Here is a 17,729-nt window from a genome sequence, read left to right on the forward strand (position 1 = left end):
CAGCGGATTGATTAATTATCAGACCCTGTAACAAGGCAACGAATTAGGTAATTTAAATATTCGTTGCGCCCTTATAAAAATATAAAAAGGAAAATAAAAATGAATAAATCTACATGGGTTATTTCTGCAGCTGCTCTTGTTCTTGCCGCTTCTGCTAATGCAGGTTTTGGTGGCAATCATTCTTACAACCACAGCTACAACAATGGCTATGCTAATGTTGAAGTTAGCAAAGATGTGACTGCCGGCCCTAATGGTGGTGTATCTTTCGACAAGACCATCACTAAAGCCAATGGCGAAACTATTACCATTAGTAAAGATATTCAACGCGGCCCTGATGGCAGCGTTACTGTTAACAAAAACGTTAATGGTCAGCAACACTCTTATACTAAAAACTTTAAGCGTTAATATTTATCTAGTATAAGTAGCTGGTAATAAAAAGGGCGCTAATTTAGCGCCCTTTTTTATGAGTAATAATTTACTGCGAATTCATAAGAGCTCAGATATGAAAGTGTTCACAATATGTGCTTTGTTAATCACTAGCCCTGCGATGGCCCTAACATTTAGCTCGGCCGATCAAAATGATACCTTAGCAGTTAACGCCAAATTCAAATACCAATTGGGTGCGCTCGGCTATCAATGGGCAGAGCCTGATAAGGCGCAAGCGGTGGGCGGAGCCGATCAGCTTTCTCTGGGCTTAGCCGGTAGTAGTAAGCTCAATGAGGCCGTGACCTTGATCGGCGAAATGAGTTGGGATGTGTTGACTCACGCGGACACATCCCAGCTGTATGCGGATCAAGTCTGGTTAGGCGCGCGATTTTACGACCGATTGGACTTAACGGTGGGCCGCAGCGAAAGTCCTTTTACCCAAGTGACAGACTTAACTGATGTATTTAATATCTTTGGCGGCCAAGGCTATCGTTATCAAGATCTCATCTTAGATGATCAAGTTAAAACCAGTTACTATTATAATAATCTAGATGTGCGAGTGGCATACGCCATGAGTGACCATGATGCACAGACTAATAATTACAATACCAAAGCCCAAGCTGGAATTTCGGTCGGTTATCGTGCTAACAATGGCTTAGGCATGGTCATAGCGTTAGATAATAAGGCGTCTCACGATAAAAAGAGTGATGTTAATTCAGTCGCTGTCGGTGTTAGTTATATCAATAATAATGGTTTTTATGCCGCGGTTACCCATAATCGTAATTATTATCAAGCGGCATGGGATGTGCGTGAATTCTCAGCTTGGGAATCGGTCGCCTCTTATAGTTTCAAAAAGTTTGCCTTAGGTTTGGGTTACAACCGACTCAGTTTACAAAAGCCAGCAACAGAAACTTGGACTAGTGAAGTGATACTGGCAGGTGAATACTATTTAATTCCGCAAGCTAAACTATATGCAGAAGTATTATTAAACCAAATAGAAAACAAAGACCCTTTATATGGCGTGGGCATGCAGTATACTTTTTGATCTTAAAATTTTAGGACTGTATTGGGTGAAGTGTAAAGGATAAAGGGGACCAGCCAGTCCCAAAATAATAGAAAAAAACACTGCTGCTGAAACAGAGCACTTTCCTTCACTCTTCACTCTTCACTGTGTACTCCATCGACAAATGCGGAATGCCCGCATCCATAAATTCGTCACCATAAGGTGTAAAACCGAGCTTGGCATAAAAACCGAGCGCTTGAGTTTGTGCGCCTAAATATACCCGCGGATAGCCTAAGCGTGCCGCCTCATCGACCAAGGCCTGCACCACCTTGGCGCCCAGCCCCAAGCCTCTAAACTCCTTTAAAATCGCGATGCGTCCAATATGACCATCGTCCAGCATACGACCGGTGCCCACGTATTGGCCGTCTGCTGCCACCAACACCTGCATGGCGCCTTCATCCAGGCCGTCGAATTCCAGCTCAACGGGCACGGCTTGCTCTTGTATGAATACCGACTCGCGAATGGCGCGAATGAAGGACTGATATTTGGGGGTGAAGGCAACGATATTAACGGTCATGCGGGATCCTTGAACGTGAGAGAAAAGGGGTATGTTACACCTAAGATGGCCCAGTGGCAGCGGCTTGTCCCGGCACCAGTTGCAAGGCGAGCTCTCTGGCCAGCCGACGCAGCTCGGCGGCGTCGCTCAGTCCGTCAATAAAGCGTGCGGGGATGCCGGAAAGCCCGACGTGTGCGCCGAGCAGCGCGCCGGTGAGCATGGCTCTGGCCTGGTTTTGGCCGCCACCGTTGATGGCGTGCAGTACACCAGACTCGAAGTCATCGCTAAAACGCGCCGCCAGATAATAGACGGCAGGCAGCAGGTGATAGGCGGCACAAGGCATGCCGTACACCAGCGATACCTTCCAGGCCGGCTCGATGCGCACGCCGGCATCGGCCACCGCCTGCGCCATATAGGATGGGGTGAGCAGGGCGTCGGGTGAGGCGAAACGACCGGCTCGAGAGGGCTCGGCTCCTGCCGCCGGTGGTTGCAACTGATGCCGAGTAACCGCATGAAAGGGCAGTTCGCCGCGTTCAACCAGCTGCATCAAGCGGCCCGAAAGTTGCTCATCCAGCGGCTGGCCCTGCACCAGTTGCCCCAACACGGCGGCAAAGGCCACCGTCATGGCGACTATGCTGTCGTCGTTCTGGGTTAGTACCGTATTGGCGGCCACTGTCTCTGCCAATCGGGTGGGCTGGGTGGCGTAGCGTACCGCCAACGCCAGGATGCGCTCTATGGCTTCTGTGGTATCGGCATGGCCGCCGCACTCGTTCCAGGGCCGCTGCTGCGCCACTCTTTTATGCCAGGCGTCGCGTATCGACTGGCTGGTGTAACCACCGGGGCCGGCGTTGGGCGTGCCGTCCAGCAGCGGTAGCAGCGCTTCGTCCATTCGGCGGCAGAAGTCGATGTGGTTGTAGCCCTGGCATTCAACCAGTGAGTTCAGGGTCAGTTTGAGAATAAAGCCGGGCTGGGAGGAGTCTCCGGCCTGCAGCCCCTGGTGATAGCGACCGGCCCGTGGTGTGGTGTAGTCGCTAATCCAGGGGCCGTGATCCCGGTGCAGGGCATCTAGGTCGTAATACCAGTGCGGGCCCACGCCCAGCGCCTCACCGATAAAGGCGCCCATCAGCGAGCCGGCGGCTCTGTCTTGTAGTGGTGTCATGGCCATGTCCTTATTTGTGGGTATGGGTTCACTATATGACGTGAGCGATAAAAGTGTCGCGCGCCACCCGGATTTCTTTTGCTCGTTATCGCGTGCTTGGCGTTTGTCATTCGGCCGTCATTGTTCATTCGCATACTGGTTCACTCATCATTCAAGGAAGTGGAACATCATGCAAAAAATTCTCACACTGACCGCAGCCAGCTGCCTGGCGGTATTGGCTAACACGGCCAGTGCCGATGCATTGGGCGGCCTGGCCTTCTCGGACACGACGCCTCATACCGTCGCCATGACACCCAAGGACAATTTCACGGTCGTGGGTACGAAAAACCTGATGGAGATGAAGGCCCTCAACCAGGATGGCACAGTGCGGGCGATTGTCGAAATACCGACCGGAACCTCAGCCAAGTGGGAAGTCAGCAAAGAAGACCCGAAAGCGGTCTACTGGGAATACAAGCAGGGCCAGCCGCGAGTCGTCAATTATCTTGGCTATCCGGGTAACTACGGTGCCATTCCGGGTACCGCCTTGCCGAAAGAACTGGGCGGCGACGGTGATCCGCTCGATGTGATTGTGTTGGGGCAGGCGGTGCCACGGGGTGAGGTGGTTGATGTACGGGTGATCGGCGTGTTGAAGATGCTGGATGATGGCGAGCAGGATGACAAACTGATTGCCGTGCTGACCAAAGACTCCCCGTTTGCGCATGTCGACAGCATGGCGCAGCTGGATGCAGAATTCCCCGCGGTCAGCCAGATTATTGACCTGTGGTTTGCGCATTACAAAGGGCCAGATGGCGGCATGGAAGGCTTGGGTTTTGAAGACGCCGAATCGGCGCGTACTGTACTGGAAGCGGCGGCGGCAAATTTTGAAGCCTTGCGCTGATGCCTATGTGACTTTTATATCTTTGATATTTTATTTTGCATAGATCGTATATGTAACTGAGATCCCTTTGGCCGAGTTAACTCCGGCCTGGTTACAGCCTAATCCTGCACTTGATGCAGACAGGCCCGCAATACGCCGGGCCTGCCAATTACGTCTAACTTACTTTTTCTTCTGCAAGGCGGCGGCCAGGGCTGCGCCCATGGCACCTTGCGGGGCGCTTTGTTCCTTGAGGGCAGGGCGAGGGGTGTTCTGGCTCTTGCCGCCGTTACCGGCAGTACTGCGATTCGCCGCTGGCTTGCGTTCTTCCCGTCGCTGACCGGCCTGATTAGCGCTGCCATGATCGGCGGCGTTCTGTTCCAGTCTCATGGTGAGCGCGATGCGCTTGCGCTGCAAATCCACTTCCATCACCTTGACCTTGACGATATCGCCGGCTTTCACCACTTCGCGCGGATCCTTGATGAAACGATCGGTCAGCGCCGAGATATGTACCAGACCGTCCTGATGCACGCCAATATCCACGAAGGCACCGAAGTTGGTGACGTTGGTCACCACGCCTTCCAGCACCATATCCGGGATCAGATCCGAGGGCTTTTCTACCCCTTCCATAAAGCGGGCGGCCTTGAATTCGGGGCGCGGATCCCGGCCCGGTTTTTCCAGCTCTTTCAGAATGTCCTGCACCGTGGGCAGACCGAAGTGCTGGTCGGTGTAGTCTTTCGGGTTCAGGGTGTTCAGCAGGCTGGCGTTGCCGATCAGGCTGTGTACCGGCTGTTGCAGCCCCTCCAGAATGCGCTTTACTACCGGATAGGCTTCCGGGTGCACCGACGAGGCATCGAGCGGGTTCTTGCCGTCGCGAATACGCAGAAAGCCGGCGCACTGTTCAAACGCCTTGGGGCCTAGGCGCGGCACCTTGAGCAGTTGCTTGCGATCGGTAAATACCCCCAGTTCGTCACGATAGGCGACGATATTCTGCGCCAGAGTCGGCGTGAGACCCGAGACTCGAGTCAGCAGCGGCGCCGAGGCCATGTTGACGTCCACGCCCACGGCGTTCACGCAGTCTTCCACTACCGCATCCAGGTTACGGGCCAGCTGGGTTTGTGATACATCGTGCTGATATTGACCCACGCCAATGCTTTTTGGGTCTATTTTTACCAATTCGGCCAGCGGATCCTGCAGGCGACGGGCGATGGACACGGCGCCACGCAGCGATACATCCAGATCCGGAAATTCGTTGGCCGCCAGCTCGGAGGCGGAATAAACCGAGGCACCGGCTTCGCTGACCACCACTTTTTGCAGCTTCAGCTCCGGACTTTGCTTGATCAGTTGCTCTACCAGACGTTCGGTTTCACGCGAGGCGGTGCCGTTGCCGATGCTCACTAAACTGACGTTATGGCGGCGGCACAAGTCATCCAGGGTACGTAGGCTCTGTTCGACCTTCTTGAAGGGTTCAAACGGGTAAACCGTATCTTGCGCCAGCAGCTTGCCGGTGCCATCGACCACCACTACCTTGACCCCGGTGCGAATGCCCGGATCCAGGCCCATGGTAACGCGGGCGCCTGCGGGAGCGGCCATCAGCAGATCTTGCATATTCAGGGCGAAGACCTTGATGGCTTCTACTTCGGCCTGCTCCCGAGCCTGGCCCAGCAGCTCGGTTTCCATCTGCAGCGACAATTTCACCCGCCAGGTCCAGCTGATCACACTGGCCAGCCAGGAATCGGCGGCACGGCCTTGCGCTTTCCAGCCGACAAAGCGGGCGATAATGGCTTCGCAGGGATGGGCGTTGGTTTCAGTTTCCACGGCGAGCGACAAGCTCAACACCCCTTCGTTACGCCCACGGAGCATGGCCAGCAGCCGGTGGGAGGGGACGCGGCTTATCGGCTCCTGATGTTCGAAATAGTCTTTGAATTTGGCACCGCTTTGTTCCTGGCCTGCCACTACCCGCGCCTGTAATTGACCCTGCTGCTGCAGGTATTGGCGCACCGCCTCCAGCAGATCGGCCTGCTCGGCGAAGCGCTCCATCAAAATGTATTTGGCGCCATCCAGCGCGGCTTTTTCATCGGCTATTCCGGCCTCGGCGTTAATGAAGCGGGCCGCCGTTTGCTGGGGATCCTGGTCAGGATTGTCAAACAGGGTGTCGGCCAGCGGTTGCAAGCCGGCCTCAATGGCAATCTGCCCCTTGGTACGGCGCTTGGGTTTGTAGGGCAGATAGAGATCTTCCAGTCGGGTTTTGGTGTCGGCCGCCAGCAGCTCTTTCTGCAGCGCGTCGGTCAGTTTGCCCTGTTCGGTAATGGAGTTGAGGATCACGCCGCGTCTGTCTTCCAGCTCCCGCAAATATCCCAGTCGGCTGTCGAGGTTACGCAATTGGGTATCATCAAGACCGCCGGTGGCCTCTTTTCGATAACGAGAAATAAAAGGCACGGTGGCGCCTTCATCCAACAGCTTAACGGCGGCATCCACTTGAGATTTAGCGACACTCAGCTCAGTGGCCAAGGCTTGATTGATATTGGACATCTTTACTACTCCAAGTCGCCGGCGAGATGCCCACGACCAATAATGAAAGGCGATGTGCTTAAAGCCAGTCCCAGTGCAGATGAATAGTGCGGGGCTGGCTGAATGAAAACTCGTTCGGCTCAAGATTTGAGAAATAGCCCTTAGGCGATGAGTGAGCCGAGAGCCCTATTATGAAGCAGATGGGGGCTGCAAAGAAGAGAAGGGTAAATAGCCGCGACAAGTAGCGCTGCAGAAATGATGAATACTTAATTATTAATGTTGAATGAAAGGAAAATAGTTATTAGCCAGACACTCTTCAAACCCCAAAACCGTGCCGAACAAGTTGGCACACTACAACAGACGAGCATACTAAAGGGTGAGCATTAATAACGACACCGTTTTCCTGATGTTCATCAGGAAGACGGCAAAAATACAATACACGCCATATCTTATAGTTTGGCGCTTTAGCTGCCGATGCTGCGTTAGCAAGAATGCTCTTAACTGACGGCTTAGGGCTGACCGCTTACGGCTTTGTTTCGAAGGGCTGGTACTGGATCTTGTTGATATACCACTCTTTGATGCCGGACGGAGTTTGTACCTGCACTTCGTCGTCTACCTGCTTGCCGATCAGGGCGCGGGCCATGGGCGAGTTGATGGTGATGTAATTATTCCTGGGATCCATTTCATCACTGCCCACGATGCGATAACGCACTATGTCGCCGTCATCGTTTTCCAGCTCCACCCAGGCACCGAAGAATACCTTGCCATCCTGGCGCGGATCGTAATCGACGATTTTCAGATCTTCCAGCCGCTTCATCAAAAAGCGTACCCGGCGGTCTATTTCCCGCAGCCGCTTCTTGCCGTAGATATATTCAGCGTTCTCACTACGATCGCCGAGGGCGGCGGCTTCCGACACCGACTGGGTGACGGCGGGGCGCTCTACCTTCCACAGCTGTTTGAGTTCTTCGTCCAGCTTGTGCCAGCCGGCACGGGTGATCAGGTTGGTTTTCATACGGATATGCTCAATGGCTCGGCAAGTGTCGGCTATTGTGTCCCAGCGTCACATAAGAAGAAAGCCCCTGGCGGGGCCGAGGGCTTTGATTATGGTTATGCGGATGAGGTTTCTAGCGCGCTTTTCAGCTTTTTAATTTTGCTGTGCTGCTTCCTGGCTGCGTTTACCAAAGGAGATCGCATAGGCGGGAGAGCGGGCCTGCAGTATGGGATCGTCCGAGGGCTTAACGCCGTTCGACAGCCGCAACGGGTCGAAGTTGATTGATCGGCAGTCGGCATCGGCCTCGGTGTCCACGGTTTGCAGTCGCAGGGTGCCGGCACTTATTACCTGATGGGGTCCGGTCCAGGGCTGGCTGGGGTCGGTCAGTTGGTCATCCTCGTTGGCCAGGGTGAGTTCCATCCGCCAGCGAATGTCATCTGAGTCGAGCGTCGACTGCAATCGTTCCTGCAGATAGTCGGTGCCGAGCGATTCAGCCTGCTCGGTATTCAGATAGGCGGGCTTGTCTTCTATCGGTATAAAGGCCCAGCGTACCGGCGTACTCTTGCCGTCGGCAGTTTCCAGAATAAAGGTATTGATGCTGTTGTAGCTCAGCCGGTGATAACCGGCAGGGATACGGGACTGGCCCGCCAGAGCCTGTTTGAGTCGCTGGGTTTCGGGAAAGGCCTGTTCAAAAGCCTGTATCTTGGCGGGGTCCGGTTTGCCGGTGGCCGGATCCGGGGTGGTGGCCAGCTGCTTTTGCAGGAAGCCTTCGGGCGTCGCCACATCGAAGAAGGGAATATCGAGCATGGCCATCTGGTGTAGCTGGCCATCGGGCAGGGTAAAGCGCAGCGCCATGCCGTGGGCATTGGGTTTGTTGTCGGGGGCATGCAGGTTGCCACCTGCCTGGGAAAAACGACCGATAACGGGAATGGCATCGCCCTGGAACAGCAGACTTCGGCTCAGAGCAGCGGCTTCTGCCGAGGCCTGAAACTCGCCACTGAAGCAAATGCCCTTGGTGTGATTGCGGCGTTCACCCGGGTAGATGCCGAACTTGTTTTCCAGTGTCGACACGATTTGATTGGGGGTGGCTTCGGCATTGACGCTGAGTGTGTAGCCGGTACACAGTGCTGCGACAGCCAAACACAGTACGGGTTTCTTCATGATCTTCCTTTATCTGATAATCAAACGAGACAGAAAAGACCCAGTGTAAGTAAATTAAATTCCAGTTTAATGTTAATTTTTTGTGCGTTTCTTTCCGTGCTGGCGCCGGTGCAAGCCGGTACAAGTGATTAGGTTGGTTTTTATACGGATATGCTAAAGGGGTTGGTCAGTCTTAGCTGTTGTCACTTAGTCTTATTTGGGAGGAAAGCACCAAGTAACTCGTCATGTAATATTATAAATCACTATATTTAATAATATTAACGAGTCTAATGTATTGGTGTAATGAAAGGGGCATTAATCAAGCGTGTAAAGATTAAAGGTGCCAGTGTCATACATGGATTTGCCATGCATGACAGGCACCTTTAACTGGCATCTGCCTTATATCTTTATTCGTAGCTGTATTTTTCTTCTACTTTTCTTTTGTTCATGACGTATTCGGTGGTATTCAGTTCACCGGTAGCTAACTTGTCATCGAGTTTAGACATTTCTTTTCTCTTGTCACTCTGGAGCTTTTGCTTGGTGATGTCGTAGTTGATTTCCATGGCACCCTGGTATCCGCTGATAGGATCCCATAAAACCGAAATTGGCCACAGCAGCAAATTAACGATACCCAGACCTGGCTCGCGAGCATAAAAAGAACCACCGCCCGGCAGGATTCCCAGAGCCGCGCCTGTTGACGGGTTCTTCTCTTCCACCAATACATTGTCATTTTTAAAGGCTTGATACTCCCGCTTTTGCACGGAGTTAAGTCCTGAGGCGCAGCCGGTTGTCAGTGAAGTAACCAGGGCGAGCATTAATAAAGTTTTTATTTTCATTCTTTCATCCCTAAAAGTTATTTTTATATCGAGTTTAATCCGAAACTTGAAATAAAATGCTATCGTTGTTCGGTTAGGCTGTACTAATGTACAAAAAATACGAAAGGTTAAGTATTTTAACGGTCTATTTTTCTTGTTATACGGTACTGCCTGCCAATAAATGGCGCATGGATATTATACAAAGGATGGTAAATAGTCCATTCCTTTGGTATGGCTATTAATGAATATTTAATAGCCTATAGTGATATTTATTTTTTATTTTCCATTAATATGGTCGAGGAAGGCGATTGTTTTATTCCCAGGCAGGAAATGGATCGGGTAGTTGCTGCCAGTAATGTTCGCCCTGAGCCATTTCCTGCTCGCTAAGCAGGCAGGTGTCCAGCTGGCGGCATAATTCGGCCTGATTCAGGCCCTGGCCGATAAACACCAGTTCCTGGCGCTTGTCGCCGTAGGGCTCCTGCCAGCTGGCCAGAATATGGGCGCGGCTTTCTTCTTCGTCCGGCCAGTCTGCTGCGGGAATGGCGTGCCAGAACAGGCCGGCTCCGCCGTGATAGGCGATGCCGCCAGCTTGATGCCATTGGCCGATATAGTCGGGTCGGCTGGCTAGCCAGAAAAAGCCCTTGGAGCGCAGCAGCTTGCCGGCTTGTTCCGGTTGTTGCAGCCAGTTATAGAAACGCTGGGGATGAAAAGGCGTGCGCGCCCGATAAACCGTGCTGCTAATGCCATATTCTTCTGTTTCTGCGGTATGTTCACCGCGCAGGGTTTGCATCCAGCCGGGAGCATTGGCGGCGCGTTCAAAACAAAAACGACCGGTATTTAAGACTTGATGAATATCCACTTGGCCTTGGCTGATGGCAATGATTTCTGCCGCTGGGTTTAAGCTACTTAAAATCGCCCGCAGCTCACTCAGCTGGCTGGGCGAGACTAAATCGGTTTTGCTGAGCAGCAACACATCACAAAACTCTACCTGATCGATCAACAAGTCGGTCACGCTGCGCTCATCGTCCTCGCCTAAGCTTTCGCCTCTGTCGTGCAGGTTATCGGCGGCGTTAAAGTCCGCTAAAAAGTTCACCGCATCCACCACAGTGACCATGGTATCTAGCCGCGCGATTGCACTGAGGCTCACGCCGTCTTCATCACTAAAAATAAAGGTTTCTGCCACCGGCAAGGGCTCGGCAATGCCCGTGGACTCAATTAATAGATAATCGAAGCGGCCTTCTTTGGCGAGGCGCGTCACTTCCAGCAATAAATCTTCGCGCAAGGTACAGCAAATGCAGCCATTGCTCAGCTCGATTAACTGCTCTTCGCCACGATGTAGGCTAACCTCGCGGTTAATGGTGGCCGCATCTATGTTCACTTCGCTCATGTCATTGACGATCACCGCCACGCGCAAGCCTTGGCGATTATTCAGCACATGGTTGAGCACTGTGGTTTTACCGGCACCGAGAAAACCCGATAACACGGTAACGGGCAGGCGAGCGTCATCAGAGGCATGAGGGTTAAACATGGTTAATTCCGAGGTTAGATAGAAAATATGGCTTTGTTATAACATAACAGTTGATGTAAGAATAGTAGCCACAATCACTGTTTCTTAACTCAGAACTAGGATGTTCACTTATGACGCTTGCCACGCCACTTGACCCTTGCAATACCGCTCAGTCCGAGACCACCTCATTCTGTACTATTCAGCTTGGCCTAGACGCCATCTCTAACCACCATCTTTGCTCGGCCCAAGCGCCGGCTATTTTGGCGCAGATTTATCAGCCTGAATGTCAGGTTGCCCTTTGGCAAAGACCCGTGCCCTGTGAGGCGGGCGTGTATATTCGCGGTCTAATGCAGCACCGCCAGCATATTAATGTGCGCCAGTTACTGCCGGTGTCTGCCGTGACTGAGGCGCTGAGTGCAGTATTGCCAAAACTGGCGGGCCATGAAGATTTTGTCGCCGATGTGCAGCAGTTAGCCGACATGTTTGGCTGTTTATTTGAGCTTAATTATCTAGGATTACGCTTGGCTAGCTTAGACACTGCCATGTGCCCCAGCTTTCATGTGGATCAGGTGCCGTGTCGGTTAGTGACCACCTATCACGGGCCGGGCACCCATTGGTTAAACGCCGCCCAGCGCCAACCTTTGATTGGTGAAGCCGAGATTAAAGACGACATTAAAGGCAAGCGCCAAGAGCCGCAACATTGGCAGCAATTAGCGGTGGGTGAGGTGGCGTTATTAAAAGGCGAGGGCTGGCAAGATAATATAGGCCGAGGTTTATGGCATAGATCTCCGCCGGTACCAATAGGCGAACGGCGCTTGTTTTTATCTTTGGATATGGCGGAGTAAAAAAGAGAGATAAGTGAACATAAGTAATCACGCATAACTTATGTGGTTGTATGCTACTGCCCAACTTGGCAAAGAAAAAACGAACACTTAAATCTATTTTTGCCACGGAACCCACGGACGAAGAGCGACAAACCAAGAGCATATCTCTTGTAAGGTCTTACCAAGTCAATGTTCGCTTTGGTCTTAATCTTAATTTTTCCGTGGGTTCAGTGGCGAAAAAATCTTGAGTCTTTAAAAGCAAAACTTCGACAAAATCCACATTAGTTTCGAGGTGTTACTTAGCTATAGCTCTTTTGACTTTCCCTGAACTACATTCTGAAGAAGCTAAAATAAAAACCCGCTAATCGGCGGGTTTTTATTTTAGCCTCTATTACAGTCAGGCATTGTTGTATCGATGATTTGGTCACCTTCAACTCTGAAACCCATTGAACCAACTATAAAGGAATGGTTTAGTTGTGTAACTACTACATCAGTTAAACCAACGGCGCATTTATCTGTTTCAATTGCTCTGTCCATCGCTGTTTTAACGTTAGGTATGCCGAGAGGAAAAAGAATGACTGGATAGGTATCCTCACCTGTAACTCGCTTACCTTTTACAAATTTTGCGGCATTAATATTGTAGTTTTTAGTACTACCAACAGTCATATCTGCTACTCGAACAGTACAAGCTGAGAGAGTAATAGCAGAAAGTACTGCGACTAATATTGTTTTTTCATTATTTGACACCTTGCGTGTTTTTTGTGCGTTCTTATTTAAGAACTAGAGTTGAGACAGCTTCTGTCGCCGGACGCAAAGATAACAGATTCATTGGAATCATAAAGTAAAACAGGAATCGGAATAGAACGGGGTGCTTAATAAAGGTAGGTAATGTGAGCTTTACGACGCTGAAATGCCAAGGCGAACCAATATTCTGCAAAGTTGACATTTACGCCAGCCATGACTAACACCAGCATGTCCGTGGCCATAGTGTATCTCTAGAAATATTGGATTTGGTATGCTGGCAGATGGCTCTGTTGCCTCCGAGCAGAAGCTCAAAGATGCGCTTATATTACCCAATCTGATATTAGTTAAAGGCAATGTAGTCAAAATGGGGGTTAAATGCGGCACTTTTCATGCTAATCAGTTCGGCTAAGGGCACCAATATGGTTCTGTGCTCCACCAGCACTTGGATGCACTCTTGTCGGTTGTGATCGCGAGTGGTATCTATGGCGATGCCATTAATCACGTCGCCCGAATTGAGCGTTAAGATCACGGGATAACGATACAGGCAGGCAATTTCGATATAGTCGTGCTGTTCACAGTTCATCATCATCTTGCTCCTTATCCGCCATATGCTCGGTGCTTAAGCTCTTACGCTTAAGTTTTAACTAAGCTAACCCAAATGATCCAGCGGCAAGGCGGTTTCGTGTTTAATACGGCGCAGCACAAAGCTAGAACGTACGCCGGTAACGCCACTGACGCGGGTGAGTTTGCCCAGTAAAAACTGCTGATAATGCTCCATGTCGCGCACTACTACTTTTAACTGGTAGTCGGCTTCAGTGCCCGTAACCAAATCGCATTCTAGTACTTCAGAGAAATCCTTAATGGCCGCATCAAACGATTCGAAGCGCTCGGGGGTATGGCGATCCAGTGAGATATGAATGTAGGCCTGTAAGCTTAAGCCCAGCTTATTGGCGTTCAACAAGGTGACGTGGCTGGCGATTAAACCTGCATCCTCCAGCGCTTTTACGCGCCGGGAGCAGGGTGAGGGTGATAAGCCGATGCGCTCGGCCAACTCAAGATTGCTAATGCGACCGTTGGCTTGCATCAGCTCTAAAATACGGCGGTCTGTTCTGTCGAGTTGCACTAGATTGCTCAATTTATTTACTCTGCGCTATGACTATTCATATTTTGCATTATAAAGAGATAATCATTGCGTGGTAAGGGCAATTTAGCCTTAACTTTGCAACCACTCCCCCTGAGATGCGCGCTATTCTATTTGCATCTGCTGGAGACAAACAGACCGCTACTCGCGGAGCCTGTTGCAAGTCGATAAACCCTATCGGTAAGCGCCACTAGGCCGCATTTTAAGAGAATGTTAGGCTGAGAGCCGGGCCATAAGCCCACGGCAATAGTAGATAATCGTAGCGGCTAGGCCGATAAAAAAAGAGCACTCAAGGTGCTCTTTTTTTATGCGTGAAAAATATAAATGTGAAGGTGAGGTGTAAATGGTGAGGTGTAACCAAACACTAAACTTTCCCTTCACCCTTCACGTGTAAGTTACTTAATCACACCACACGCCATGCGTACGCCGCCGCCACCCAAGGCCGCTGGGCTGTCACTAAAGTTGTCACCACCGGCGTGGATCATAATGGCGTGGCCTTCAATTTGGCTGAGTGTCTTCAGTCTCGGGGCCAATACTGGGTATTTAGCATGGCCGTCTGCATCCACATACAGGGCGGGCAAATCACCTAAATGGCCTTGATCGTCATAAGGCCCTAAGTGCTTGCTGGTTTTCTCCGGGTCAAAATGGCCGCCCGCCGCACCCGCGGGGACTATTTTTCCGTCATCGCCTTTTTTCGTGCCGCAGTCTGAGTTTTCGTGAAGATGAAACCCATGAATACCCGCTGCTAAATTGGATAAATCAGGGCTAAATAACAAACCATAAGGGGTTTCCGTCACCTTAATATTGCCGAGCGCTTGAGCCGTACCTTGTTCATTGACTTGATGCACTGTAATGCTGATGTCATTAGCCAGTGCCGTGCTGCTAATGGCGGTGGCTAAGAGGGCGGTAGTGAATAATGCATGCTTCATAATAACTCCTAGTGTTAGGCAAATGAGTGTTAGGCAAGTTAGCGCTAGGCAAATTGTTATACCTAGAATGTACCAGCCTAGATCAAGCGCAAGCAAGATTCGAGTCAGTTTGGTGAAGAGGATGAAAAGTTAAATATCACCATGGTTTATGCAAACTGTGGCTGTATAGATGCAAATTACTCAGCCTCGACACTAATAACGGTGGGCTAACTGGTCATGCGTTTAGCCAGTAGTCGTTTAGCGAGTGGAAAAGAATAGTGGTCAGCCCCACCATAATTTTCTGAGCTGTTCTATGATTATAACTTCATCTCGAGGTATATACCGCCAGCCCTTAAGACTCGCGGCTGAGCTAACTAAGTATAGTGACCAAGACAATGAGCATGGATATGCGACTGCAACATAATCAGGATGATTCGCTGCACGCTTTGACCAAGCTAATAGCGAAAGAAAATACAGACTGGCAGCAATTGTGCCAACAAGCGTGCCACAGTGGTGAGGCGTTAAGTACTTGCTTGGTATTTTTTTCTGATCTTGAGCCAACGCCCTTGTTGGTGATGGGGCGAGATTGGCCCTTATCACCTAAATGGACGCTCGCCGACTACCAAAAAATTTGGCAGAAAAAAGCCTTCTATAAACCCATCACAGGTCCCGACTCTCATGCTCACAGCTTGATAGCCGTGCCTATTGGTCGTCGTGAGGTGAAGGGCTTATTGTTGCTTAAGTATCAAGCTCAGGCGCCTTTGCTGAACCAAACTCAGCGTCTGCTGTTGGATACCCTAGCGGCGCACGCGGCATTGCTGTGGCAAGAAAAACTCTGGCAAGAGCCGCCATGGCCGGCCGCTCCATTTGTAGAGTTAGGGCAAGAACATAAAATTTTTCCGAGTCAGCGCCAGCGAGAGCAGACCTCGCGCCGTTTACTCAAACGTCTAACAAAGTTATTTAACGATGTGCCGATCCCTATTAATGCCTTTAACGCACAAGGGCGTTGTTTATTATGGAATCAAGCCTGTGAACAAGTGTTGGGTTGGAGCAAGGTGGAAATTGAGGCACACCCAGCGCCGCTGCAGTTGTTTTATCCGGGACTTCATGACCAACAGCAAGTAATAGCGGCGTTTAATGGTGCCAATAATTCTGAGTTTCAAGAGTGGCAGCCGCGCCATCGCAATGGTCAGCTGCTTACCATGTTGTGGGCTCATATCAAGTTGCCCAACGGCGATACTTTGTGTGTAGGGCATGATATCAGTGCCCAAAAAGAGATGGTGCACATACAACGTCTCGCCACCAATGTATTTGAGTCAAGCTATGATGGCATCATGGTTACGGATGCGGATCATTGTATTACCCATATTAATCCGGCGTTTACGCGTATTACTGGCTACCGCCTCGATGAGGTGGTGGGGCGTTATCCGGATTTATTACAGCACTTACCCGCCGAACGAAAATTATATTTTGAGTTATGCGAGCACTTTAAAACTCACGATGATTGGCAAGGAGAGATCACTAGCCTAAGAAAGAATGGCGAGAGTTATTCGCTGTTGTTAGCGATTACGGTTGTAAAAGATGAGGCCGGCCAAGTGCTTAATCATGTGTCTGTACTGTCGGACATTACATACTTAAAGCGACATGAGGCGCAGTTGCGGCATCAAGCGTTTCACGATGCGCTAACGGACGTGCCCAATCGACTGCTATTTGGTGAATTGTTAGAGCGGGCGATTGCCGGCGCCGAGCGTAATGAAGGCCAGCTGGCGGTGTGTTATCTGGATCTCGATGGCTTTAAAGCAGTGAATGACAACTTGGGCCACGCGGCGGGTGATAAACTCTTGATTGAAGTGAGTCGTCGGTTGGGCTTAATTACCCGCAGCTGTGATGCCATGTCGCGCTTGGGCGGCGATGAATTTGCGCTGCTCTTTACCGGTCTACATTCCAGTTTAGAATGTGATGAAATTATTAAACGAGTACAAAAAATCATTCACGAGCCAGTAGATCTGGATGGCGAAATCGTGCGCATTTCTGCCAGTATCGGTGTCGCCTTGTATCCACAAGACGCAGATGAAGCAGAGCTGCTGCTACGCTATGCAGATCAGGCTATGTATCAGGCTAAAAAACAGGGCAAAGACGGTTATGTCTTCTTTGATGCCACCTTGCCTCACCAAGAGCACAGCCGACAACAGCAATTAGCCTTGGTGAGCCAAGGCTTTAAGCGTGGCGAGCTGCTGTTGTATTACCAACCGGCGGTAGATTTACAGACCCAAAATGTGGTGCGCCTAGAAGCGTTATTGCGTTGGCAAGATCCCGAGCGTGGCTTATTAGCACCGTCAGATTTTTTACCCATAGTTGAGGGCAGCGTCTTAGAGTTGGAGCTGGGGCTATGGGTTATTGAACAAGTATTGCAGCAGATTCAGATCTGGCATGAGCAGGGCCTGACCTTTAAGGTGAGCTTTAATGTCAGTGCCGGACAATTGCTGCATGCAGACTTTACCGAACAGCTAGCTAAGTCACTGGCTGCTTATCCCGCCTCTTTCGCACAAATGTTAGAGATGGAATTTCAAGAGACAGCCGTGCAGGCTGATATTAATAACGCAGTGGCCGTGTTGCAGCGTTGTCGCGCCTTGGGCATTAGCGTCTCTTTAGATAATTTTGGTACTGGCTATTCGTCGTTAAGCCATTTAAATCAGTTGCCTATCGACACCATTAAAATCGATCGCAGTTTTATCAGTGACTTATTATCCAATGCCCATGACTTAAGCATGGTCACCAGCGTGATCCAGTTGGCTGCCACCTTAAAGCTAAACGTGATGGCAGAAGGCGTAGAAGAGGTGGAGCAAGGGCAACGTTTACTGCAATTAGGCTGCACTCAAGTGCAAGGTTACGGTATTTCACAGCCCATGCCCGCCGCTCAAGTCGGTGACTGGTTAACAAGCTGGAACAGTAATCAGCATCAAGGCCGCTGAGTCATGTGAGGCGTGAAAAGACAATTTTTCAACCTCAATGGCTCACATTAAAAATAAACACCGCTCGAGGCGGTGTGGCATCAGAACCTGCTACGCAGGTTTTAGCGGCTAAAGCACGTTACTACATTTGTATACCTTGCCCAGACAGATGCCGCTGGTGGGTTGTTTGTCTCGGCGCT

16 protein-coding genes are annotated in these 17,729 nt (G+C 50.7%); 5 read left to right on the plus strand and 11 right to left on the minus strand.

Annotated elements, in window-relative coordinates; translation table 11 throughout:
* Window positions 1-99: 99 nt before the first annotated feature.
* Together ACEN2G_RS04630 and ACEN2G_RS04635 are read left to right on the plus strand one after the other, a co-directional pair.
* The gene (locus ACEN2G_RS04630) at window positions 100-405 is read left to right on the plus strand and encodes a hypothetical protein (protein WP_442020298.1); all 306 of its coding nucleotides are present in this window, start codon (window positions 100-102) and stop codon (window positions 403-405) included.
* Window positions 406-502: 97 nt separating this feature from the next.
* Window positions 503-1,471 carry a porin gene (locus ACEN2G_RS04635; RefSeq protein WP_442020299.1) on the plus strand — a complete coding sequence of 323 codons (969 nt, stop codon included), beginning with the start codon at window positions 503-505 and terminating at the stop codon, window positions 1,469-1,471.
* 106 nt (window positions 1,472-1,577) lie between these two features.
* On the opposite strand, the gene ACEN2G_RS04640 is transcribed toward ACEN2G_RS04635, so the two are convergent.
* Both ACEN2G_RS04640 and ACEN2G_RS04645 read right to left on the minus strand, forming a co-directional pair.
* Window positions 1,578-2,006, minus strand: coding sequence for a GNAT family N-acetyltransferase (locus ACEN2G_RS04640; RefSeq protein ID WP_442020300.1), 429 nt, complete (start codon window positions 2,004-2,006; stop codon window positions 1,578-1,580).
* Window positions 2,007-2,046: 40 nt separating this feature from the next.
* A complete protein-coding gene (locus ACEN2G_RS04645; protein WP_442020301.1) occupies window positions 2,047-3,150 on the minus strand; it encodes an ADP-ribosylglycohydrolase family protein in 1,104 nt (367 codons plus the stop codon).
* A 163-nt stretch (window positions 3,151-3,313) separates the two neighbouring features.
* Here ACEN2G_RS04645 and ACEN2G_RS04650 point away from each other — a divergent pair, with 163 nt between their 5' ends.
* Entirely contained in the window at window positions 3,314-4,021 is a 708-nt protein-coding gene (locus tag ACEN2G_RS04650; RefSeq protein ID WP_442020302.1) for an inorganic diphosphatase, read from the plus strand.
* Between the two features lie 159 nt (window positions 4,022-4,180).
* Here ACEN2G_RS04650 and ACEN2G_RS04655 read toward each other — a convergent pair whose 3' ends face one another.
* The 5 genes from ACEN2G_RS04655 to zigA all read right to left on the minus strand — a co-directional run bounded on the left by ACEN2G_RS04655 (window position 4,181) and on the right by zigA (window position 10,982).
* A complete protein-coding gene (locus tag ACEN2G_RS04655) occupies window positions 4,181-6,529 on the minus strand; it encodes a Tex family protein (RefSeq protein ID WP_442020303.1) in 2,349 nt (782 codons plus the stop codon).
* A 502-nt stretch (window positions 6,530-7,031) separates the two neighbouring features.
* Window positions 7,032-7,520: a transcription elongation factor GreB gene (gene greB, locus ACEN2G_RS04660; protein WP_442020304.1), complete on the minus strand. Its 489-nt coding sequence runs from the start codon at window positions 7,518-7,520 to the stop codon at window positions 7,032-7,034.
* A 132-nt stretch (window positions 7,521-7,652) separates the two neighbouring features.
* Entirely contained in the window at window positions 7,653-8,660 is a 1,008-nt protein-coding gene (locus ACEN2G_RS04665) for a catalase family peroxidase (protein ID WP_442020305.1), read from the minus strand.
* Window positions 8,661-9,046: 386 nt separating this feature from the next.
* Complete coding sequence (locus ACEN2G_RS04670) at window positions 9,047-9,475, minus strand: hypothetical protein (RefSeq protein WP_442020306.1); 429 nt, start codon at window positions 9,473-9,475, stop codon at window positions 9,047-9,049.
* A gap of 292 nt (window positions 9,476-9,767) precedes the next feature.
* A complete protein-coding gene (gene zigA / locus ACEN2G_RS04675; RefSeq protein ID WP_442020307.1) occupies window positions 9,768-10,982 on the minus strand; it encodes a zinc metallochaperone GTPase ZigA in 1,215 nt (404 codons plus the stop codon).
* 110 nt (window positions 10,983-11,092) lie between these two features.
* On the opposite strand from zigA, the gene ACEN2G_RS04680 reads away from it, so the two are divergent.
* Window positions 11,093-11,806 (plus strand): DUF1826 domain-containing protein, encoded by a 714-nt coding sequence (locus ACEN2G_RS04680; RefSeq protein ID WP_442020308.1) that lies wholly within the window; start codon window positions 11,093-11,095, stop codon window positions 11,804-11,806.
* A 360-nt stretch (window positions 11,807-12,166) separates the two neighbouring features.
* Here ACEN2G_RS04680 and ACEN2G_RS04685 read toward each other — a convergent pair whose 3' ends face one another.
* From ACEN2G_RS04685 to sodC, 4 genes are all read right to left on the minus strand, one after another.
* A complete protein-coding gene (locus tag ACEN2G_RS04685; protein WP_442020309.1) occupies window positions 12,167-12,532 on the minus strand; it encodes a hypothetical protein in 366 nt (121 codons plus the stop codon).
* A gap of 337 nt (window positions 12,533-12,869) precedes the next feature.
* A complete protein-coding gene (locus tag ACEN2G_RS04690; protein ID WP_442020310.1) occupies window positions 12,870-13,118 on the minus strand; it encodes a Rho-binding antiterminator in 249 nt (82 codons plus the stop codon).
* 60 nt (window positions 13,119-13,178) lie between these two features.
* Entirely contained in the window at window positions 13,179-13,664 is a 486-nt protein-coding gene (locus ACEN2G_RS04695) for an Lrp/AsnC family transcriptional regulator (protein ID WP_442020311.1), read from the minus strand.
* 401 nt (window positions 13,665-14,065) lie between these two features.
* The gene (sodC, locus tag ACEN2G_RS04700; protein WP_442020312.1) at window positions 14,066-14,599 is read right to left on the minus strand and encodes a superoxide dismutase [Cu-Zn] SodC; all 534 of its coding nucleotides are present in this window, start codon (window positions 14,597-14,599) and stop codon (window positions 14,066-14,068) included.
* 386 nt (window positions 14,600-14,985) lie between these two features.
* Here sodC and ACEN2G_RS04705 point away from each other — a divergent pair, with 386 nt between their 5' ends.
* Window positions 14,986-17,550 carry an EAL domain-containing protein gene (locus tag ACEN2G_RS04705; RefSeq protein ID WP_442020313.1) on the plus strand — a complete coding sequence of 855 codons (2,565 nt, stop codon included), beginning with the start codon at window positions 14,986-14,988 and terminating at the stop codon, window positions 17,548-17,550.
* Window positions 17,551-17,729 lie beyond the last annotated feature (179 nt).

The organism is Oceanisphaera sp. W20_SRM_FM3 (genome assembly GCF_052119705.1).
GTDB lineage: Bacteria > Pseudomonadota > Gammaproteobacteria > Enterobacterales > Aeromonadaceae > Oceanimonas.

Coding starts and splice junctions, on each gene's coding strand:
- ACEN2G_RS04640 (WP_442020300.1), bottom strand. CDS start 2,006: ATGACCGTTAATATCGTTGCCTTCACCCCCAAATATCAGTCCTTCATT.
- sodC (WP_442020312.1), bottom strand. CDS start 14,599: ATGAAGCATGCATTATTCACTACCGCCCTCTTAGCCACCGCCATTAGC.
- ACEN2G_RS04690 (WP_442020310.1), bottom strand. CDS start 13,118: ATGATGATGAACTGTGAACAGCACGACTATATCGAAATTGCCTGCCTG.
- ACEN2G_RS04680 (WP_442020308.1), top strand. CDS start 11,093: ATGACGCTTGCCACGCCACTTGACCCTTGCAATACCGCTCAGTCCGAG.
- ACEN2G_RS04670 (WP_442020306.1), bottom strand. CDS start 9,475: ATGAAAATAAAAACTTTATTAATGCTCGCCCTGGTTACTTCACTGACA.
- ACEN2G_RS04665 (WP_442020305.1), bottom strand. CDS start 8,660: ATGAAGAAACCCGTACTGTGTTTGGCTGTCGCAGCACTGTGTACCGGC.
- ACEN2G_RS04630 (WP_442020298.1), top strand. CDS start 100: ATGAATAAATCTACATGGGTTATTTCTGCAGCTGCTCTTGTTCTTGCC.
- ACEN2G_RS04645 (WP_442020301.1), bottom strand. CDS start 3,150: ATGGCCATGACACCACTACAAGACAGAGCCGCCGGCTCGCTGATGGGC.
- ACEN2G_RS04650 (WP_442020302.1), top strand. CDS start 3,314: ATGCAAAAAATTCTCACACTGACCGCAGCCAGCTGCCTGGCGGTATTG.
- ACEN2G_RS04705 (WP_442020313.1), top strand. CDS start 14,986: ATGCGACTGCAACATAATCAGGATGATTCGCTGCACGCTTTGACCAAG.
- zigA (WP_442020307.1), bottom strand. CDS start 10,982: ATGTTTAACCCTCATGCCTCTGATGACGCTCGCCTGCCCGTTACCGTG.
- ACEN2G_RS04635 (WP_442020299.1), top strand. CDS start 503: ATGAAAGTGTTCACAATATGTGCTTTGTTAATCACTAGCCCTGCGATG.
- ACEN2G_RS04655 (WP_442020303.1), bottom strand. CDS start 6,529: ATGTCCAATATCAATCAAGCCTTGGCCACTGAGCTGAGTGTCGCTAAA.
- greB (WP_442020304.1), bottom strand. CDS start 7,520: ATGAAAACCAACCTGATCACCCGTGCCGGCTGGCACAAGCTGGACGAA.